Raw genomic sequence first — 18,574 nt, forward strand, 5'->3', positions numbered from 1 at the left:
TCGAACAGCCGCATCGATCCCGGTCGTGCCAGGACTTGCCCTTATGTGAGGCGCGGGCGGTTGTTGTCCGCAGGGGGCCATCCGCAGCAGGTTACGCTGGTCGTAATGGCCGGGTTGCTGGCCGAGGTCGCGTTCGCCGTACAGTCGGCCAAATGCGCGGCGCTCCACTGCACCAGTGCCTCTTCGTCGACTTGCGCGAGGTCGGCCGTGTCGACGGCGAGCGTTGCGGTTCTCGTCATGGCTACTACTCCCGACCGATCAGTACTTGGAGGCGAACCAGGCGTGCGGCCGCAGCGTGCGGCCGTAAGAGAACGGCGACAGGTCCAGCTCCTCGGGCGCGCCCGCGACGAGGCCGGCCACGATCCGGCCGGTGAGTGGGCCGAGCAGGATGCCGTTGCGGTGGTGACCGGTGGCCACCACGAACCGGGGGTCCTCGGCGACGTCGAGCACCGGCAGTTCGTCGGAGGTCATGGTCCGGAAGCCGGTCCGCATGCGTTCGATCCGCCACCGGGCGGCGGCGGGCAGCACGGTGCACAGTCGCGTCATGACCGTGCCGATGACATCCACCGCACGTGCGGCGCGGTCACTGCGTCCGGCTCGGACGCCGTGCTGCACAGCGACTTCGAGGTCATCTGGCTACTCCTGCGACAGGGCGAACTGCTGCTCAACGAACGCGACGACCTGCGGCCGCGGCACCGCCTCGCCCTGGTCGCGCACCCCTACCGCCGCGAGACCCGTACGTTCCCCGAGCCGGACCCGGCGGGCATCACCGTGCCCGCCGGGTCCGGCTCGGGTACCAGGGTTGCTACTGGGCGTTCGGGCCGACGTCGGTCGCGGTGAGCGGTCCGCGGGTGACCGCGGCGGACGACCGCTCCTCCGCGCCGACGTCGGGGACACCGGCGCGTGGTTGGCCGTCCACGTCGTCGGTGACGAACGCGAAGCGGCCGGTGCCGGTGTCGATCGCCGGGCTGGTCGCGCCGAGCCGGTACACCGCTCCGTCCCGGACCAGCAGCGGGTCGACCGTGCGGATGGCTTCGGCGGGCTTGGTGACGCCCACGGTCGCCGTTCCGGTCGGCCACGCGATGTTGCCGGCGTAGGTCATGTTCACCGGCGTCTTGCGCTCGTCGACCAGCTTGCCCCGGCTGCCGGTGACCACGTTGTCGGCGATGGTGGAGTCGACCGGCGCGAGGGTGTAGTTGGCACCGATCTCGATGTTGGACACGTTGTCCACGAACGTGTTGTGCACGACGGTCGCGCGGTAGACCCGCCAGTGCGCGTTCAACGCGCCCGAGGTGTCCACGTCACCGCCGTCGATCTGCAACGCCGCGTCGTAGCCGCTTCCGGTCAGGCCCTCGAAGTGGTTGTTGTAGACCTTGTGGTCCTGGCCGTAGATCCGGATTCCGCCGGTGCCGGCCTTCCCCTCCCCGAAGAAGAAGTTGCCGTGGAAGGTGCCGCGGTTGCCGTGCCGCTGCGACAGCGTGCCCTGCGAGGTGCGGAACGTGTTGTAGCGGACGGTGTTGTCGTTGCTCTTCACCGAGACGATCTCGGGGTCACCGTCGCAGTTCTCGAACAGGTTCGACTCGACGGTGGTGAACCCGCTGGACTGGGAGATGCCGCTCCAGCCGACCCGGATGGCCTCCATCTCGTTCTCCGCGCGCGGGCCGATGTTGCGGAAGTGGTTGTGGTCGACGAGGTCGTACTGCGACTGCTGGGTCGCCGATCCGTCGATCCTGATGAAGTTGCCCCTCTGGTGCTTCTCCTCGAACAAGTTGTGGTCGATCCGGTTGTGGTGGCTGTCCGCGCCCTGGACCAGCACCCACGTCAGCGAGGAGCTCTCGGTGAGCCGGAAGTGGTTGCGGGTAAGCCGCACGTTGTTCGAACCGGTGAGCTTCAGCGTGTTGCTGTTGGTCCACTTGAGACCTTCGAAGACCACGTGCGAGGAACTCGCCACCTCCAGCTGTCCCCCGGTGACCACCGCTTGGCCCCGGTTCGCGGCGACGACGGTAATGGGTTTGGCGGCGGTGCCGTTCTTACCGGTCATCTTGCCGACCGTGTAGTTGCCGTTCGCCAGCACGATGCGGTCGCCCGCTCGGGCGTCGGCGAACGCGCTCTGCAGTTGGGTCGAGTTCGCGACGTTGACGATCCGATCCGCGCCCGGTTCACCCGTGCCCGGCTCGCCGTTGTCATGCGTCACGCTGAGCCCGTAGACCTTGACCTCGCCGTAGTTGGTGTCGCTGCACGGCGCGGAGTAGGTGCAGTTGGCCTGCGTGTACGCGCCCGACTTGAAGTAGCCGCCGGTGAAGCTCTTCGAGATCGTGGTTTGCAGGACACCGTTGTAGTAGGCCTTGATCTGGCCGCCGCCGACCACGAACTTCGCCTGGAACCTTGTGCCGAGCGTGTAGTTGTCGGTCACGAGTTTGTGGTGGCTGGTGTCGCCGTCGGTGATGTAGAGGCTGCTGCCCTCCAGGCGGAACACCGAGACGTCGTCGGAGGCGTCGTGGATCTGCCCGGCGACGACGTGAGGCTTGTCGTTGGGCAGTGCGGTGATGGCCTGGTCGATCACCATCGTGTGGATACCCGAGGTGGACGACCAGCTCGCCTTGGCGGTGCCGTTCATCTCGCGCAGTTCCGAGCGGGGGTAGTTCGAACCGCTCGTGGTGACTCCGTTGACGGCCGCCCGGAACTGCACCGCGGCGCAGTCGGAGGTGGAGGTGAACCACGGGTCGACCTTGTAGGTGGCCAACGCCGGCTGCTCGACGTTGGTGGGGCTTTCGTCCTCGCCGATGGGCAGGCCGACGTACCAGTTCCTCAGGTCCAGCACGTTCGCCGGGTAGGCGCACGCGCCGCCGCCCCCGCCGTCGGCTCCGTTGACGGTCGTCTCGGTGATGCTGGTCCAGCCGTTGTCGGTGTTGCCGTACCCCTGGATGCGCAGGTACCGCTTGCTGCTGTCGGTGAAGTCGTAAAGCTCGGCCTCGAGCGTGGTGCCGCTGCTGGTCCGCCGGGGGACCACGGTGGTCCAGGACGACCCGTCGTCGGAGAGCTGGACTTCGAACGTCGACTTCCTGACATCCCCTTTGTGCCAGGAGATCGACACCGAGCCGATGACCTGCGGCGAGCCCAGGTCGTACCGGATCCACACCCCGTCCCCCTCGGCGGACCAGCGGGTGCCGAGGTCGCCGTCGACCGTGTTGGCCGGGACGTTGCCGTCGTGCGCACTGGCCGACACGCCGACGACCGGCAGCGGAGTGGCCGCCCACGACGCGACCGGCGGGTAGCCAAACGAAACGCCCAGCGCGAGCAACATCACCGGGAGGACACGACGGGTCCGTGTCGTCGGGAACTTTCTCGATCGTAGACGCGACATGCGTGCAGCGTGTCCGAACGGCGCGGGACCAGTCCCCGATCAGCGGGGCCCGCGGCCGGCGCGAACCGCTCCATCTCCAGGCGACTCGGCTCCTGGGCCTACCCCCTCAGGACGCGGCTTGCCCATCGGTCGGAAACCCCACCGGCAGGAGCGGCACCATAGACGACCAGGGCGTTGCGCGGGGCGGTGAAGCGGACCGGACAGCCGAACAGGTCGTCGAACGGGCGGATGTCGTCCGGGGCGGGGAAGGTGAACTCCACCAGGCGTGGCCGGAAGTCCGGTCCGAGCGCCAGGCGCGTGACCGTCACGACGCTGCTGAACGCCTCTTCGACCAGGAAGGTGCCGATCGCGGGGTCCAGGGCCGGATCGGGCAGGTCGGCCCACAGCGTGAAGCCGGCGTCGCCCTCCCCGGCCGACCACACCACCATCGCCCCGGACAGGTCCTGGAACCGCACGCCCGCCTCGACGGCGTCGCGCAGGGTGTCGGCGGACATCAGGGCGAACCCGATCAGGCCCCACGCGGTCGGGTGCTGCCTGGCGCCCACCCGCAGGCCGAGGTGCTGGTCCCCGGTCAGCTGCAACGCCCGGCGGATGACCTCGCTGCCCTGGCGGTAGGACACCCGCAGCTCGACGGACTGAAGCATCGTCTCGTCCAAGCCGGCGTGGTCGTCGCCCTCGATGTCGCGGTGAGCTTGCATATGGTGCTCTCCGGGCCGGGAAGGCCGGGCAGACGAGGTGTGGTTTGTCCAACCGGAAGCCCGGCCCAGGGCCTCCGTAATTCTCCGTCCGGATCCGCGCCCACTTCGGTGCTTTGGACACCTCCCTCCATCCGAGCAGTTGCCGGCGGAAGTCGGCGAGGACCGGTGGCGCGGTGCGCACAGGACGAACCTGGTCAGTGTTCGCTGACCAGAGCGGTGTGGGCGCGTTGGCGGGACAGGACCTACTGATGGGCGGGATTGCGCTTCGTCATGCGGTGGTGGCGTTGGTCGGTGGGGGAGTAGTGGTCGTGGTCGATGGTCTGCCGGTTCCGCGCTTGTGACCCGGTAGCGGGGGTGCGCACGATCGTGGTCACCCTCTCCGTCGTCCAGCGGCGCGTGGGTGTTGCCTTCGGGGTCGTGTCCGGCGGGGCACGGCGTGCGTCGTTGGTTGAGGGTGTAGACAAGGTGCCTGTGCTGCGTCCGGCCAGGCGCTCGGCGGACAGCCATCGCACGGTCGGTGCGGTCTGCGGGTCGTGTTGCAGGCGGGTGACGGCGCGTCCGCGAGATGGGGTTGTGGGCCTGCCTCGACCAGGTGGTCGCCGTAGGGGGCGCGTCCGCCCGGGTAGTGGCCCAGTTCGGCCTGGGCCTTCATCGCCGCCAACTCCCGGTTGCGGGCCCAGATGACCTCCTCGACAATTCTTGATCACCAACACATCCCGTAGCGCCGATACCGGGCCAAGTCATCACAGCCGACTTCCATACGTGCTCTGGGCGGAACATCGAGCCCAGGGGTGTTCGGCCTGAGCAATAAGGCCTGCGAGCTGTCGTACGGACGTCTACCGCACTGACGTAACCCCCACGCCCGCCGGCGGTGCACAACGCCTGCGCTTCACCTTCCGCGTCCACCGGGAGGGCCGGGTCGTCCGCGAGGAACGCGAGGACTTCGCCCTGTGGCCCACTCACCCCGCCGTCATCACCCGCGAACTGACAACAGCAGGCATGGTCCCCGCCCCGCACCCCGACCTGCGCGCCGCCGTCCTACCGGCGTGGAGGCCGAAGAAGTGACCATCCGGTCTCGATCCGGTGGCGGACGTGGTCGACGGTCGTCGACCGGTGTGAGTCTTGGAGTGGAGGGGGATCCGATGAAGGTTCTGGTCACAGTGCTGCCGGCGCTGCTCCTGCTGGTCGGGTGCGCGTCGCCGTCGGTGGACTACAAGGCCGTCGCTCACGGTCAGCAGGCTTCGCGGGATCGGGAGACAGCGGCCCGGGTGGCCGGTGAGCGGATGGCGGCGTTGCGCGAAGCCATGCCGGGGACGCGGTGGTTGGAGTCGTCGGTCGAGCACACCTGCGGCACGGAGACCTCCGGCGGTTTGTTCACACGGAAAACCGAGCACCTGCTGTGCTTCACCGTCTTCACCCAGTACATCGGCTTCGACACCGAACTCGCCGACGAGGTCCGGACGTTCGACGCCGCCGCCGCCGGCACGGGCTGGGGCGCGAGCAACCAGCCCGTCGACACGCCGATCTGGTACTACCGGGAGTTCCGGGGCCGACCGGAGGGTCCGCGGACCTACGACGCCAGCAACCTGCCCGACATCTCCTACACCGCCGTCGGCTCGAAGCTGTTCGCCTGCGGCACGTCCAACCCAGCGCTGACATTGCGCCAGCGCTGGCTGGAGGCCGGGCAGCCGCTCACCGACCACGAACGGCGGACCACCACGGAGGTCCATCCCCTCCACCCTCTCTTGTTCGAGCACAAGGACCCGCTCAACCACGAACAGGTGAAAACGGCGGCCCTCCAACAACACCGCTACCTCGCCATCGTCACCCTGACCGCGCAGTGCTGGTACGACCAACCCGACGGCCGCTGAATCACAGTCATCCTGCGGCACCTGCACGCCGTCATCACCACCGGACGGAGGTGGAACCCGGACATCGCCGCCCACGGCGCCACACCAACCGCTGCGCCCACCGCGCCTGAACCCCGCGACCGCGACCACAAGCAGGGCCGGGGCGAGCCCCACGTGGCTTGGAGACCACCCTCGGCGATCTCGCCTCTGATCACCGGCAGCCCCACCCGTCGTCACACAACCCGATTGCACGCTGCCGGGACCAACCCCATGCCGCTACGCAGGGAACGACGACAAACCCGATCATCGATCGAACTATTGACATAAACGACTTACGCTGATAGGAGTGCGTTGCCTGCTGCACTGCACCGGACGTGGTCGGTCCGGCGCCGACAACGTCGGCAACCGGAGAACGCCCAGGTCGGCTGACCTCGACGGTGACGACGATCGCCAAGCAGTCGCAGGTGATCACGTGGCGACCGGTAGGGGCTCCGGGCCGGGGACACCCTGGGCCGGAGTCCATTGCGCTGGATGAGTGCTTGAATCGTCCGGAGAGCCGGCAGGCTGTGATCCGTGAACCCGATTGTTGCGCAGGTGTTGACCATCGTCGGTGTCCTGCTCGGCTCGGCCGCCACGTTCGTCGTCACCTCCACTACCGAGCGGACCCGTTGGCGGCGGGCGCAGTCGGCGCGGTGGGACGACAAACGCCTGCTGGCGTATTCGGAGTACGCCAACGCGGTCAAGCACATGGTCCGGCTGTGCCGCCGGATCGCGGAGACCAAGGGGCTGCTGTCCACGGGGCAGCCCATCGACCTCGACTCCGCGTTCACGGCCCTTGCGGAGGCGGAGACCGAACGAGCCGCGCGGTGGGAGACCGTCCTGCTCCTCGGCGAGCCGACAACGATATCCGCCGCACGGGCGTGGAGCGAACAGGTGTGGCGTTTGGAGCGCATCCTGCGTGAAGACAACCCGGACTCGTCCTCGTTCGCCGACGCCTACCGAAGTGCCATGCGACTGCGCAACGAGTTCTACGCTCGCGCCCGCGTCGACCTCGACATCGCCAGCGGTCCACTGCCCGAACTCACGTGGAAAGCGCTTGAACCCCAGCCACCACCGCCCGGCCACCCGGCCGCACCTTGACGACCGTTCGACTTCCGCCTCCGGCTCGCCGACTTTTGGTGCCAGGCGTGTGTCATGCCGGGAGCGGTGGGTGTACGACCCGTCCCTCGCGGCGGTATGCCCGTTCCCCGTCGTGTTCGACCACGGCCCCCAGTCCGCCCGGTCAGCAAGAGCAGTATGGCCATTCTCTGCTTGGGTTGACGTTGGACGGGGCCTCCGGCCGTGAGGTCCGCGAGGTTTTGGAGCTGTTCGCCGCAGAGGTGATGCCGGAAGTGAAGAGTGGATCGACGGCAGGCGGTGCAGCGTTGTGATCAGCCCAACTGATCAAGCGCCGTTCGTGACCTGACGGTGTGGGGGTGCGTCTCGGCCAGCACCCGACGGCGGCGTGCGAGCACGTCCTCGAGCACTGGGCGGGCCGTATCGAAGTCGCCAACGAGAATGAGGTGCATCGCGTATTCGTGGGCAGAGTTCAACGTCTGTGGGTCATCTTCACCCATGACGCGCCGACGTCTTGCCCATGTCTCCTGGTAGATCCGGTTGGCAGCTTCGGCGTCGCCTGTGGCCGACAAGTCCCCGGCGAGGTTGTTGGTGGCGTTGAGCGTCGCCGGATGATCGGAGCCCAGCGTGGCAACGAAGCGGGCGACAGTGTCCTCGTTCAAAGCCCTGGCCGCCTCGAATTCCCGCAGATGGCGCATGGTGTATGCGAGGCTGCTGGCGGAGGCCAAGGTTCGGACGTCATTGGCGCCGAAACCCGCTTCATGCGCGTCAGGTTGTCGGCGTTCAGCTCGCGCGCCTCTCCGTAGTCGCCGAGGGCGCGTAGTTCGCGTCCAAGATTGTGCGCCGCCATGAGGACGTCCGGGTGATCGCGTCCCAACCTCGATGGCCACCGCGACAGGGCGTTTGTGGCGAGATGCCGGGCTGCCTCGTACTGCCCGACCGCATGTAGATAACGGCACACGCGCAGACGGAACGCACGGAAGCGTTCAGGCTCGTCGAAGTCGGCGGCGCTGGACGCCGACATGTTGTCGACCAGGGCCTGCACGTGTGGCGTCAGCGCGGCAAAGGCAGCCCAACTCGCAGGTGAGTCGGGGTTGCCCGGATCTGCCTCTCCGATCATGCGCATCGCCTCGGACGCGACCCGGCCACAGTCTTGCGGGGTCATCGTCGCTCGGACCAGCAACTGGACCAGGCGGTGGATCTGCAGTGAGTTTCCGATCCGGTCCACCAGCGCAAGCCTCCCTAGTGTCCGCAAGAGCGGAACCGTCGTTGCTGTGTCGCCGAGGACCACTCCGAAATCCCCCTGTGGCGAGTCGCCTTCCAATACCACTGGGAAGGGCTCCGGCGCGCACAATGACAACCGGTCGAGCAACCCCGCAGCTGCGGCGAACCGTTGTTCGGCGTGCCTACGTCCTGCGGAGACGACCGCCGCCAGTCCGGGATGGCGGTCGATGGTCGGATCACCGAGGCCGGCGTCGAGGGGCTCCGCGTCAAGCAACGCCAGATAGCTCGCGACGGTCAAGCCGACGTCGGACAGGAAGCACCCCGCCTGCTCGACCGCCAATGGGAGGTCGCCAAGGGCGTCCGCGAGCTGGTCGGCGTCCCGCTCATTTAGGAGTGCACTTCGTCGCTGGAGCAGGTCGATCGACTCGCGACGTTGGAACTCGGCCACTTTGATCGGTGACGGGACCAGGTGTGCGATGGCGCTGTCACGTGCGGTGACCAGGACGCGCCCGCCAGCCGGTGGATGGAGGTCGGTGAGGTCTTCCGGCGCGTTGACATTGTCGTAGATCAACAGCCAGTTGTGGCTCTGGGACAACCTAAGCCACAACGGAACCAGTGCATTGGCCGATTGCACGTCGACCCGAAGCCTCAGTTGCGTGGCGAGGTCAAGGAGATTCGACCGTGCGACAGCACGGTTGTCACTGTTCTGTCGAGCGCACTGCCGGCCGCCGGGTCGAGGTCGAGTCGTCGATGTGCGGTGGCGGCGGGATGCCTAGGCTGCGGCATCCGATTGCCTCGCGGCGTGACCGGTGCGGAGCCTCGGGCGTGTCCGAATCACGCCCCCTGGGGTGTACGACCACATTTCCAGCCTGCACAGCCCCTACGGCGACACGGTGGCCAGCGTCGTGCGACGCCGGCCACCGTGTCCGATTCGGGTCGGGGGCTACTTCAGGCCGTAGGCACGGATGATGGTCTGCTCAGTGGTGCCGCCGCGGTGGTCGACCGCTTTGGCTTTGAGCGACACGAAGCCCTGGCCGGCGGGGTGGCGCAGGTAGGCGGCCCACTTCGCGGCCCCGGTGGGGATGGCGTAGGCCTTCTGCCAGGTCTTGCCATCGTCGTAGGACACCGACAGTTCCAGGCGGAGGACCCGGGCCGACGACTGGGTCTGCGCCTGGATCGGCAGCCGGAACAGCTGCCCGGCCTTGGCGCGGTTGTCCACGTCCACGTCCGGGGTGTAGCGGATCACCGAGACCGGCAGGTCGGTGCTGGTGTCGGTGTGTCCGGAGCGGAACGTCTGGGCCAGCTGGATGTGGGTGGAGAAGTCGAAGGCGCTGTGCTTCTGCTCCGACTCCAGCCGGTAGGTCGCCTCGTCGGCGGGCACTTCCCAACTGCCGCGGTTGGGCCTGGGGCTGTCGCCGACCTTGACCCCGTCGCGGAACAGCGAGGTCCGCCCGAAGTCGTAGACGACCCCGCCCCAGCGGTCGGTTCCGTCGCCGAGGAGCGACTGGGAGTTGGTGATCTTGTTCCCGTCGCGGACCACGGATGTGGAGCCGTCGGGCAGGGACGGGCCGAGCACCGTTTTGTTCCAGCTTTCCCGGTAGGTGCGGCCGGGCTGGTAGCCGACCGGATCGTTGAACAGGGCGAAGTTGATGGGGTCGTCCGGTCCGGGTGCCTGCAGGTAGTCGCTCGTCCAGGTCAGGCCGTTGCCGTGGTAGTACTCGGTGCGGGTGCCGGGCTGGTCGACGTCGCCGCCCATCGCGAACGCGATCGCCAGTGGTCCCAGCATCGGCGTGGTGAGTTTGACGCCGATGGCGCCCGTCTTGGTGCGGTGGTAGTCGGTGCGCACCGCGGCGAAGTCGCGGTCGGCGAGCACCTCTGCCAGGCCGTCGAACATGCGACCCGACCGGAGCCAGGCCAAGTTGTACGGCTCGTTCCCGGCGAGGAACCCGGCGGCGATGACGGCGGAGAAGACGTCGGCGGGCGCGTCGGGCCCCGACTGGGCGGTGAACAGGTTCTCGAAGTCCCGGGTGAGGGTGCCGGCGCCGCCGACGATCCGGTCACCGGCCGACCACCAGCCCCCGACCTGGCCCACGGTCTGCGCCAGCCCCGGTTTGTCGATCTTCACCGAGATCGGCTGGGCCTGCCGGGCGTCCAGGGCCACCGACTGGTCCTTCGTCATCGACAGCGGCGTGGGTCGGAAGAACATGCTGAACGGATCGCCCGGCCGCCAACCGGTCGAGACCGTGACGAAGAGCTGGTAGTCGCCCTTGGGCAACCGCCGGGTGCTCGTGCCCTTCGGGCTCCACACGCGGACGGGCTCGCCGGTCGCGGTGTTGATCAGCAGTGCCTGGAAGGAGGAGGGTGCGCCGTCACGGCCCAGCGCCGACAGCGCCAGTTCGTAGCTCTCGACCTCCTTGTGCACGGCGAACGGCGTGACCACGGCCTGGCCCTCGGCGGTCGCGGTGACCTGGCCGCCGTAACCGCCGTCGGGGGTGTCCAGCGTGGTGTCGGCGGTCAGCTCGACGGTGGTCTCCGCGCCGGCCGGCACGGTGACTCGGTCGGTGCTCAGCCCGAACATCCCCTTCGGGGCGGGTTTGCCGTCCGGTCCGGTGGCGGTCAGGGCGAGGGTGAACGTCACCGCCTGGGTGCTCGGGTTGCGGTAGGCGAGCTTCCGGGTGATCTTCGGGTCGTCCTGGTGCGGCCACACCGCCGTGCCCAGCGACAGCGCGGGCGGGTCGGTGTGGACGGTCTGGCGGGTGGCGCGCTGCACGTCCACGCGTCCCGCGCCCTGGGTGGGCACGGACAGCTCCGGGTTCGGCTTGGCCGAGCCCATCAACACGGCCTTGGACTGCGCGGCCGACAGGCCCGGCCGCTGCCCGGCCAGGATCGCCGCCGCCCCGGCGACGTGCGGGGTGGCCATCGAGGTGCCCGAGAAGGCCACGTAGCCGCCCGGCGCGGGCTCGCCGCCACCACCGGCCTTCGCCGCCGTGATCGCCACCCCGGGCGCGGTGATCTCGGGCTTGACCGCCCGGTCCCCTGCCCGCGGGCCACGGCTGGAGAAGGGCGCGATCCGGTCCTGCTTGTCCACCGCACCCACCGCCAGGGCGGCGTCCGCGCTGGCCGGAGAACCGACCGTCTGCTCACCGGGACCGCTGTTGCCGGCGGCGACCACGAACAGCACGCCGTGCTGGGCGCTGAGCGTGTTCACCGCCTGCTCGAGCGGGTCGAGGTCCTCGGTGTCCTGGCCGCCCAGGCTCATGTTGACGACCTTCGCGCCGGACTCCGCCGCCCACTGCATCCCGGCCAGGATCCCCGACTCGAAACACCCGTACTCGCCACACACCTTCGCATCGAGCAGGGAGGCGTCCGGGGCCACACCCTTGTACTTGCCGCCGGACTTCGCGCCGGTGCCGGCGATGGTCGAGGCGACGTGGGTGCCGTGCCCGATCTGGTCGCCGGGCCGGTCGCCGCCGGTGAAGTCGCGCCGGTCGACCACCTTGCCGGCCAGGTCGGGGTGCTCGGCGTCGATGCCGGTGTCCACGACGGCGACCTTGACGCCCTTGCCGGTGTATCCGGCTTCCCACGCTGCCGGCGCCCCGATCTGCGGCACGCTCACGTCCAGGGTGGGCTTGCGCAGGCCGTCCAGCCAGATCCTGCCCACGCTCGACCGCGCGTCCCACAACGCCTTCGTGGTGGCCTTGGCCTGGATGGCCGCCACCGCGTCCACGGCGTCGAACCGGTGGTGGACGGTCGTGCCGGTCGTGCCGAGCGCCTCGGCCCGCGCGCCGACACCTTGCACGATCAACGGCAGGTCGCTGCGGCGGGCGTCGTCATAACCCTGCTCCAGCAGCCCTTTCACATCGAACAGGCGGCGGTCCAGCTTGCCGGAACCGACGTCGGCCACTGCGTCATGCGGGACCACGAGCAGTTCGGTGCGCGTGCGCTGGACGTCGAACCGCACCCGCTCCCGTCCCTTGGCGGGCTGCACGAACGCGGTCGGGACACCGGATTCGTGTTCCAGCACGGTGACCTTGTCGCCCGACAAGAGCGTCACCTGTCCGCGCACGCCGCCCGCGCGGTCGCCACCCGGCTCGGACCGTGCCACCTGGCCCGCTGCCGTGGTCGGCGACATGGCGCCGCCCAGCAACGCGACCGCCGACACCGCGGCGATCACCGCTGCGCGGCCACGTGCGGAGCGGTGTATTCCTATTCTGCGAATGGACATGGATCGTCCTCCAGGACAAGACGACGACAGGGAATATCGGGTCACTGCGCAGGAAATTGACGGCCCGATTTCCCGAACGTAACGACGGGTGAACTCGGCCGGCCATGTCTGTGACCACACATTCGGTCGCGTCGCACTGTGTGTGGTGGGCGACATGTGGACTGTGTCCAAGTGTGTGGGCAGGCACATGGTCTTGCAGTTTGCCGATTCGTAACATCACGAAGCCGTCGGCGTGATCATCACCCTGATCCTGCTCGGCCGGCTGCTGGAGGCCCGTGCCAAAGCCGGTACCGGTGAGGCGATCCGCGCGCTGCTGGGCCTTCAAGCCCGCTCCGCCCGCGTGCTCCGCGACGGCACCGAGGCCGAGATCCCGGTCGCCGAGGTGGTCGTGGGCGACCAGGTCGTGATCCGCCCCGGCGAGAAGGTCCCGGTCGACGCGACCGTCCTGTCTGGACAGTCCGCAGTGGACGAGTCGATGGTCACCGGTGAACCCATGCCGGTCATCAAACACGCCGGCGACACCGTCATCGGCGCCACCATCAACACCACCGGGTCCCTGCACGTCGAGGCGACCAAGGTCGGGGCGGACACCATGCTCGCCCAGATCATCCGCATGGTCCGTCAAGCGCAAGCATTCAAGGCCCCGATCCAGCGGCTGGCCGACGCCGCGTCCGCCTACTTCGTGCCCGCGGTCATCGCCGTCGCCGTCGCCGCCTTCACCGTCTGGTACCTGGCCGGACCCGGAGCCGGCGCTCACGCTCGCGCTGGTCTCCGCGGTAGCGGTGCTCATCATCGCCTGCCCCTGCGCGCTGGGCCTGGCCACCCCGTTGTCGATCATGGTCGGCACCGGCAAGGGCGCACAGGCCGGGATCCTCATCCGCTCCGCTGAAGCCCTGGAGACCGCGCACCGCCTCGACACCGTCGTGCTGGACAAGACCGGCACCCTCACCGCCGGCAAACCCGCGCTCACCGACATCCACACCACCGGCACGGTCACCGAGGACGACCTGCTCACCCGCGTGGCCGCCGCCGAGGCCGACAGCGAGCACCCCCTGGCCGCCGCGATCGTCGCCGCCGCACACGGCCGTGCTGTCGCCACAACCACCGCGTCCGCGTTCGACTCGATCACCGGCAAGGGCGTGCAGGCCACCGTCGACGGCCACGCCGTGCTGGTGGGCACCCACAGGCTGCTCGCCGACGCCCGCATCGACACCACCGCGCTCGACGCGGTCGTCGCGGAGTACTCCGCCCAGGGCAAGACCCCTGTCCTGGCCGCGGTGGACGGCCGTCCCGCGGGCGTGCTCGCCGTGGCCGACACGGTCAAGGCCGACTCCGCCGCCGCGATCGCCGCACTGCACCGCCTCGGCCTGGACGTCGTCATGCTCACCGGCGACAACCCCCGCACCGCCGCCGCCATCGCCCGCCAGGTTGGCATCCGCCGCGTCCTCGCCGAAGTCCTGCCCGAGCACAAGGCCGACGAGATCCGGCGCCTGCAAGCCGAAGGACGCCGCGTGGGCATGGTCGGCGACGGCATCAACGACGCCCCCGCCCTCGCCCAGGCCGACATCGGGCTGGCGATCGGCACCGGCACCGACGTCGCCATCGAGTCCGCCGACATCACCCTCGTCTCCGGCTCGCTGAACGGCGTGGTCACCGCCATCCGCCTATCCCGCGCCACCATGCGCAACATCCGCCAGAACCTGTTCTTCGCCCTGATCTACAACGCCATCGGCATCCCCGTCGCCGCCGGTGTCCTCTACCCCTTCCTCGGCGTGCGCCTGAGCCCGATGCTCGCCGCCGCGATGGCGCTGAGCTCGCTCTCGGTCGTCGCCAACGCCAACCGGCTCCGCCGCCACCGGTCGGTGCCACCGCCCTCCCCGCGGCGGACCCGCCGGTATCAGGGACCGTCGGGTTCCAGCGCAGGGTCTTCCGCTTCTGTCCCAACGCCTACCGTCCGTCCAGCGTGGAAGTGAGAGGGAGGAGTCGACGATGAGCACTCCTGTCGAATCGCGCAAGGTGTGGTGGGTCGCGCGCATCGAACAGAGTGGGTTAGGAAGACTTTCGGTGAAGTTCGACCGCGTCGCGCCAGCACAGCACGACGACGTGTTGCTCGTGCAGTTCCGCGCTGGAGGCGGTGGCAGTAACAATAGAATCCGGTTGTGGGGGTGCCGTGGCGTCCGCGATGTGCTTCATGAGGCTGTCTTCGCGCCAGTAGAGCGGCTTGGGGCCGTCGTCCGGGCGCGGGCGTGCGCTTCCGTAGCCGTGACGGCACCGGTAGCCGGGGCGTCCGTGTACCCAGTGCGCGTCCATCCGCCGCCCACACACTCCGCACATCACCACGCCCGCCAACAGGTAGTCGCGTCGACCGCCTTCGTCAGTGGGGCGCTGGGCACGCACCCGCTGCGCGTCGATGAAGTCTTGCATGCTCACCAGCGGCGTGTGCACGACCTCCGGCGAGACCGCCCACTCCCCGGGCAGGTTCGGTACCTGTCCCGGACGTCCTGTGCGGAGGTTGACCTCGTCCCGATCGGTCCCGATCCGGTTTCATACCTGGCGGCCTGTGTAGCGGGGGTTGTCCAGGATGGTCCGCACCGACTGCACGCTCCACCGGTCGCCCGAGCGGTGCTGGTTGCGTCCCGGGTCGGCGGCGGACGGGCAGGGCGCGCCGCGGTCGTTGAGTTCCCGGGCGATCCCGGCCAGCGACATCCCCTCCAGTCTGCGGGTGAACATCCACCTGACGTGCCCCGCGGTCCGCGGGTCCGGTGCCAGCTTCCGCGCCCGCCGCCCCCACCGTGCGTCGGCACGCTTGGGATGCGGTCCGCCGTCGACCAGCACGTACCCGTACGGGGGTCGGCCGCCCAGATAGCGGCCCAGTTCGGCCTGGGCCTTCATCGCCGCCAGCGCCCGGTTACGAGCCCGGATGACCTCCCGCTCCGACTGCGCCCCCAGAAAAGCCATCAACCGGCGGTGCTCGCCGTCGTCCAGGTCGACCCGGCCACCGACCTCGGGTAACCACACCTGCACCCCGGCCGCGTGCAGCAGCGGCACCAGTTCGTCGAACTGTCGACCGCAGAACGCCCGCTCGTACTCACCGACCACGATGGCGTCGAACCCGCGGTCCGGGTCGGCCAGCGCGTCCAGCAGGCGGGCGGCCTCGGGTCGGTTGGGCCATCGGCGTCGTCGGGAGGCGCCCTCGTCGAAGAACTCAGCCACGATCGTCCCGTGCCCGGCGACCAAGCGCTCGCTGACCTCCCGCTGCCACAACCGCGAGGAGCGCCGGTCCTGGTACTCCGAGGTCGACATCCGCCCGTAGAACGCAAACCGCAACCCGAGGTGAACGTGCGGGTCGCGCGAACGCCTCCGCTCACCCTCACGCTGCCTGCTCTGCAACCAGCAGTCCAACAAGCCCTGATCATCTTTGGAAGCGCTGGTCGTCATGGGTGCCACACCTTCGGTCAAGGGACACGACACCCCTGGGACCGCACCCACCCACGACCATGACAGCGACAGCCCGACGAACACCCGCATGGAGCAGGGCGTGCCTCCGAACAGTTCTGCTGTCTCTACCCGCGTGCAGGTGACCACTAAGCCATCGCCGCTGGGCGGATGCCGCCAGAACCGCCCCAAACGAGCTGGTCGTGGATGCCGGCACGGCGGTCCGACACGATCGGTGGGTTCTGGATGTCCGATTCGACAGCCTGCCCGGCGAACCTCGATGTCGCCCCGCCGTCCACCACGAGCGCCATGGCGAGTGACTCTTCACCGATGGGCCGCGCCGGACGGCGGGGGTGGCGCTATCGTGTCGGTGTGACCGCAGCCGCCGCACACGAACCGCACCCGGAGATCGCCAAGACTCCCGAGGCGATCCGTGCGGCGCTGCTGCCCGAGGAACGCGACGCCTTCGACGCCGACTGCCGCCACGCCCTCGGCCAGGCCGTGGAGCAGTCCAGCCTGCAACCGGTCCGCGACGTGCTCGACCACTGGTGGCGCATCGCCACCATCACCCGCCACGATCCCGCCGCCCACCGACGCATGCTCGCCCGCGTCGACCAGACCCTCACCGGCCAGACCCCGCCGCGGCTGCGCACCTGGGACGAACTGCGAACGGAACGCGGCCTGTAGGTGACCTACACGATCGAATTCCCGGACGAGGTCTGGGACCAGGTCCACGCGCTGCCCGCCGAAGCCGCCACCCCGTTCGCCGAGGCGATGACCCTGCTGACCCACGAACCCTGGCACGGCGAGCCCTACCACCGCGCCAACCCCGACGGCGCCCTACGCCAACTCATCTACGGCTTCGGCCACGGCCTCGTCATCTACATCATCCTCGAACAGCAGCAACGGGTCATCATCGAACGCGTGCTCTGGCTGGAAGACCTCGGCTGACCCCCGGAGCTGTGAGCCCTTCCTGGCCTGGTGGAATGAGCTGCAGTTATGCCAACCAGGAACTCTAACAAGTGGCGCGGACGTCGAGCTGGCAGTAGACAGTCATCGATGATCTCGGGTTGACGGAACATGAGTATCCACAGAAGGGTCACCCAAAATGACAGAGAAGGATAGATTGGAGATACTTCTAAAGGCTTATGACTTGGAGCGGCAGGATGAGCGAAACTTTTGGGCAACGATCCCTACATTAACCTCGACGGCACTTGGGGTAATTGTAACGATAACTTTCGTCGCCGACCCCGCCTCCTGGCAGGTGTGGATATTCTCGCCCTTCTTCGCAATCGCCATGCTGGTCTATTATGCCTATCAGGGTGCAGTGGGAAGTCTTAGGCGCAGGTACATGGAGGCGCTTGAGCGGGAGATATGTGGAGAGGAAAAGATTTCGGTCGACGAGGGTGTTGCTGAAGCGCCGATTAGACTCCTTGCCTACAATCGCTACACCTGGGCCCTCAGCAGTAAGTATGGCGCCCTAGGGGGACATGCGGTCGGCCAGGCAACATTTACGATAGTCAACATTCTTCCAGTCCTGCTGGTGGCGACCGTAATAATACGCTCACCCTATAAGATTCCAAAAGAGTACGAGCCGGTAGCGTGCATCCTTCTTGCGGTATCCGTCTTTCTTCTCGTTCTGATTGTCGGTGGATGGTTCTATTTGATGTCCGAGGATTCGCGTCGCACCGTCTGGAAATTGTCAGATGGCAAGGAATCCGGTTCGGGTCAGAAGTGATCAAACTCAAGGAGCACGCAAAACCGACGGAGCAACCGAAGTAAGGGCTGTGCCGTAATCGCTGATCATGCGTCGCAGAACGCTCTCATGCCGGCTTGGGAGCACCAGGGTCGTTCCGGGTATCGATGCGCAAGTCTCGGATGTACCAGTCGAGCCGTGTCCCGTCTTCGCCGTGTGTGTGCTTGCCGGGTGTGAATCCGGCCCGGCGGGCGACTGAGGCTGATGCGGTGTTCTCCGGCTCTACTCGGATGACGGCTTGCTTCCCACCTTCACTTGCGGCGTATCGGGAGAGCAGGTGGACCGCGCGGGTGGCCAGGCCGCGTCCTCTCCAGGACGGGTAGAGGCCGTAGGCGACGTTCCCCTGGCCGGGAGACAAGCCCTCTGCCGTGAACCGCAGGTCGATCGTCCCGGCGAGCGTCTCGTCTGTGCCGACCCGGATGCCGAAAGCGCGGAGCGGGTCGGCTGTGTCCCACTGCTCCTGGCAGTGCCGTATGTAGGCTTCGACGCCCTCGCGTGTGCCGGGACCGCCGCTGAGCCAGCGAACGAGCGGCTCGTCCTCCCCGCGAGGTGTGCCTCTGCATCGTCCGGGCGCAGCGGGGACAGGGTGATCCCGTCGGACAACTTCACTTCATGCACCCGGTGAATTTTGTATGTAACGCACCGAATCGGATCGGCGGCACCCGCCCGCCCAAGCGTTCCCGCTTGGACCATGCGACCTGAGCACGGCCTTCGCCGCCCTTTACCGCACCCTCCGCGAGAGCCGTGACTTGTTTTTGTCTGACCTGGTCACCCTGCCGCTACCAGGACTTCCACAGGCCGGTGGACAGGGCAAAGAGTGCATCCGGGAAGGCCGCCGGGTAGGCGAGGACATTACGGCCCGACGACCGGTCCTCGTGCTACTACTCGTGCGCCACATGATCGCCC

The 18,574-nt window shown here is 68.1% G+C and carries 17 protein-coding genes and 1 pseudogene; 8 read left to right on the forward strand and 10 right to left on the reverse strand.

The features are described from left to right. Positions 1-258 precede the first annotated feature (258 nt). Positions 259-615 (reverse strand): NAD(P)/FAD-dependent oxidoreductase, encoded by a 357-nt coding sequence (locus tag DFJ66_RS38255; protein WP_342776998.1) that lies wholly within the window; start codon positions 613-615, stop codon positions 259-261. Here DFJ66_RS38255 and DFJ66_RS42340 point away from each other — a divergent pair. After that, positions 562-840 carry a SitI3 family protein gene (locus DFJ66_RS42340; protein ID WP_246030294.1) on the forward strand — a complete coding sequence of 93 codons (279 nt, stop codon included), beginning with the start codon at positions 562-564 and terminating at the stop codon, positions 838-840. The genes DFJ66_RS38255 and DFJ66_RS42340 overlap by 54 nt on opposite strands. Here DFJ66_RS42340 and DFJ66_RS38260 read toward each other — a convergent pair. Together DFJ66_RS38260 and DFJ66_RS38265 are read right to left on the reverse strand one after the other, a co-directional pair. Further along, on the reverse strand, positions 806-3,304 hold the full coding sequence (locus DFJ66_RS38260) for a chondroitinase-B domain-containing protein (protein WP_121228993.1): 2,499 nt from the start codon (positions 3,302-3,304) through the stop codon (positions 806-808). The two genes, DFJ66_RS42340 and DFJ66_RS38260, sit on opposite strands and share 35 nt — an antisense overlap. A gap of 158 nt (positions 3,305-3,462) precedes the next feature. Then, a complete protein-coding gene (locus DFJ66_RS38265; RefSeq protein ID WP_121228996.1) occupies positions 3,463-4,062 on the reverse strand; it encodes an AraC family transcriptional regulator in 600 nt (199 codons plus the stop codon). A 1,142-nt stretch (positions 4,063-5,204) separates the two neighbouring features. On the opposite strand from DFJ66_RS38265, the gene DFJ66_RS38270 reads away from it, so the two are divergent. Beyond that, positions 5,205-5,933, forward strand: coding sequence for a putative periplasmic lipoprotein (locus DFJ66_RS38270; protein WP_121228998.1), 729 nt, complete (start codon positions 5,205-5,207; stop codon positions 5,931-5,933). 552 nt (positions 5,934-6,485) lie between these two features. Continuing rightward, positions 6,486-7,052 (forward strand): hypothetical protein, encoded by a 567-nt coding sequence (locus DFJ66_RS38275; RefSeq protein ID WP_246030090.1) that lies wholly within the window; start codon positions 6,486-6,488, stop codon positions 7,050-7,052. Between the two features lie 290 nt (positions 7,053-7,342). On the opposite strand, the gene DFJ66_RS38280 is transcribed toward DFJ66_RS38275, so the two are convergent. The 3 genes from DFJ66_RS38280 to DFJ66_RS38290 all read right to left on the reverse strand — a co-directional run bounded on the left by DFJ66_RS38280 (position 7,343) and on the right by DFJ66_RS38290 (position 12,426). After that, positions 7,343-7,726, reverse strand: a complete 384-nt coding sequence (locus DFJ66_RS38280; RefSeq protein WP_121229005.1) for a tetratricopeptide repeat protein — start codon at positions 7,724-7,726, stop codon at positions 7,343-7,345. Further along, positions 7,687-8,823 carry a tetratricopeptide repeat protein gene (locus tag DFJ66_RS38285; RefSeq protein ID WP_147459482.1) on the reverse strand — a complete coding sequence of 379 codons (1,137 nt, stop codon included), beginning with the start codon at positions 8,821-8,823 and terminating at the stop codon, positions 7,687-7,689. Before DFJ66_RS38285 ends, DFJ66_RS38280 begins: the two co-directional genes overlap by 40 nt. A gap of 372 nt (positions 8,824-9,195) precedes the next feature. After that, positions 9,196-12,426: a S8 family peptidase gene (locus tag DFJ66_RS38290; protein ID WP_170199944.1), complete on the reverse strand. Its 3,231-nt coding sequence runs from the start codon at positions 12,424-12,426 to the stop codon at positions 9,196-9,198. Positions 12,427-12,709: 283 nt separating this feature from the next. Between DFJ66_RS38290 and DFJ66_RS44715 the strand changes: the two genes are divergently transcribed. Both DFJ66_RS44715 and DFJ66_RS38295 read left to right on the forward strand, forming a co-directional pair. Next, entirely contained in the window at positions 12,710-13,366 is a 657-nt protein-coding gene (locus DFJ66_RS44715) for an HAD-IC family P-type ATPase (protein ID WP_281276678.1), read from the forward strand. Further along, the gene (locus DFJ66_RS38295; RefSeq protein WP_246030295.1) at positions 13,260-14,450 is read left to right on the forward strand and encodes a heavy metal translocating P-type ATPase; all 1,191 of its coding nucleotides are present in this window, start codon (positions 13,260-13,262) and stop codon (positions 14,448-14,450) included. The genes DFJ66_RS44715 and DFJ66_RS38295 overlap by 107 nt, the downstream gene beginning before the upstream one ends. Before the next feature lie 76 nt (positions 14,451-14,526). On the opposite strand, the gene DFJ66_RS43720 is transcribed toward DFJ66_RS38295, so the two are convergent. The 3 genes from DFJ66_RS43720 to DFJ66_RS43185 all read right to left on the reverse strand — a co-directional run bounded on the left by DFJ66_RS43720 (position 14,527) and on the right by DFJ66_RS43185 (position 16,223). Further along, complete coding sequence (locus tag DFJ66_RS43720) at positions 14,527-14,901, reverse strand: recombinase zinc ribbon domain-containing protein (protein ID WP_246030296.1); 375 nt, start codon at positions 14,899-14,901, stop codon at positions 14,527-14,529. A gap of 120 nt (positions 14,902-15,021) precedes the next feature. Continuing rightward, a complete protein-coding gene (locus DFJ66_RS43725; protein WP_211351453.1) occupies positions 15,022-15,915 on the reverse strand; it encodes a recombinase family protein in 894 nt (297 codons plus the stop codon). A 146-nt stretch (positions 15,916-16,061) separates the two neighbouring features. Next, positions 16,062-16,223, reverse strand: a complete 162-nt coding sequence (locus DFJ66_RS43185) for a hypothetical protein (protein WP_170199946.1) — start codon at positions 16,221-16,223, stop codon at positions 16,062-16,064. Between the two features lie 61 nt (positions 16,224-16,284). On the opposite strand from DFJ66_RS43185, the gene DFJ66_RS38305 reads away from it, so the two are divergent. From DFJ66_RS38305 to DFJ66_RS42345, 3 genes are all read left to right on the forward strand, one after another. Continuing rightward, positions 16,285-16,599 (forward strand): DUF6247 family protein, encoded by a 315-nt coding sequence (locus tag DFJ66_RS38305; protein ID WP_121229014.1) that lies wholly within the window; start codon positions 16,285-16,287, stop codon positions 16,597-16,599. Further along, positions 16,600-16,863 carry a type II toxin-antitoxin system RelE family toxin gene (locus DFJ66_RS38310; RefSeq protein ID WP_121229017.1) on the forward strand — a complete coding sequence of 88 codons (264 nt, stop codon included), beginning with the start codon at positions 16,600-16,602 and terminating at the stop codon, positions 16,861-16,863. Between the two features lie 157 nt (positions 16,864-17,020). Then, positions 17,021-17,650, forward strand: a complete 630-nt coding sequence (locus DFJ66_RS42345) for a hypothetical protein (protein ID WP_147459483.1) — start codon at positions 17,021-17,023, stop codon at positions 17,648-17,650. A gap of 85 nt (positions 17,651-17,735) precedes the next feature. Here DFJ66_RS42345 and DFJ66_RS38315 read toward each other — a convergent pair. Then, positions 17,736-18,146: pseudogene (locus DFJ66_RS38315) on the reverse strand (GNAT family N-acetyltransferase); the annotation flags it as partial. Positions 18,147-18,574: the final 428 nt, after the last annotated feature.

Source organism: Saccharothrix variisporea (genome assembly GCF_003634995.1).
Lineage (GTDB): Bacteria > Actinomycetota > Actinomycetes > Mycobacteriales > Pseudonocardiaceae > Actinosynnema > Actinosynnema variisporeum.

What these genes read in the sequence shown, in the direction of transcription:
- DFJ66_RS43720 (WP_246030296.1), bottom strand. Translation starts at nt 14,901, where the DNA reads ATGCAAGACTTCATCGACGCGCAGCGGGTGCGTGCCCAGCGCCCCACT.
- DFJ66_RS38270 (WP_121228998.1), top strand. Translation starts at nt 5,205, where the DNA reads ATGAAGGTTCTGGTCACAGTGCTGCCGGCGCTGCTCCTGCTGGTCGGG.
- DFJ66_RS43185 (WP_170199946.1), bottom strand. Translation starts at nt 16,223, where the DNA reads ATGGCGCTCGTGGTGGACGGCGGGGCGACATCGAGGTTCGCCGGGCAG.
- DFJ66_RS38280 (WP_121229005.1), bottom strand. Translation starts at nt 7,726, where the DNA reads ATGCGCCATCTGCGGGAATTCGAGGCGGCCAGGGCTTTGAACGAGGAC.
- DFJ66_RS38265 (WP_121228996.1), bottom strand. Translation starts at nt 4,062, where the DNA reads ATGCAAGCTCACCGCGACATCGAGGGCGACGACCACGCCGGCTTGGAC.
- DFJ66_RS38260 (WP_121228993.1), bottom strand. Translation starts at nt 3,304, where the DNA reads ATGTTGCTCGCGCTGGGCGTTTCGTTTGGCTACCCGCCGGTCGCGTCG.
- DFJ66_RS43725 (WP_211351453.1), bottom strand. Translation starts at nt 15,915, where the DNA reads ATGACGACCAGCGCTTCCAAAGATGATCAGGGCTTGTTGGACTGCTGG.
- DFJ66_RS42345 (WP_147459483.1), top strand. Translation starts at nt 17,021, where the DNA reads ATGACAGAGAAGGATAGATTGGAGATACTTCTAAAGGCTTATGACTTG.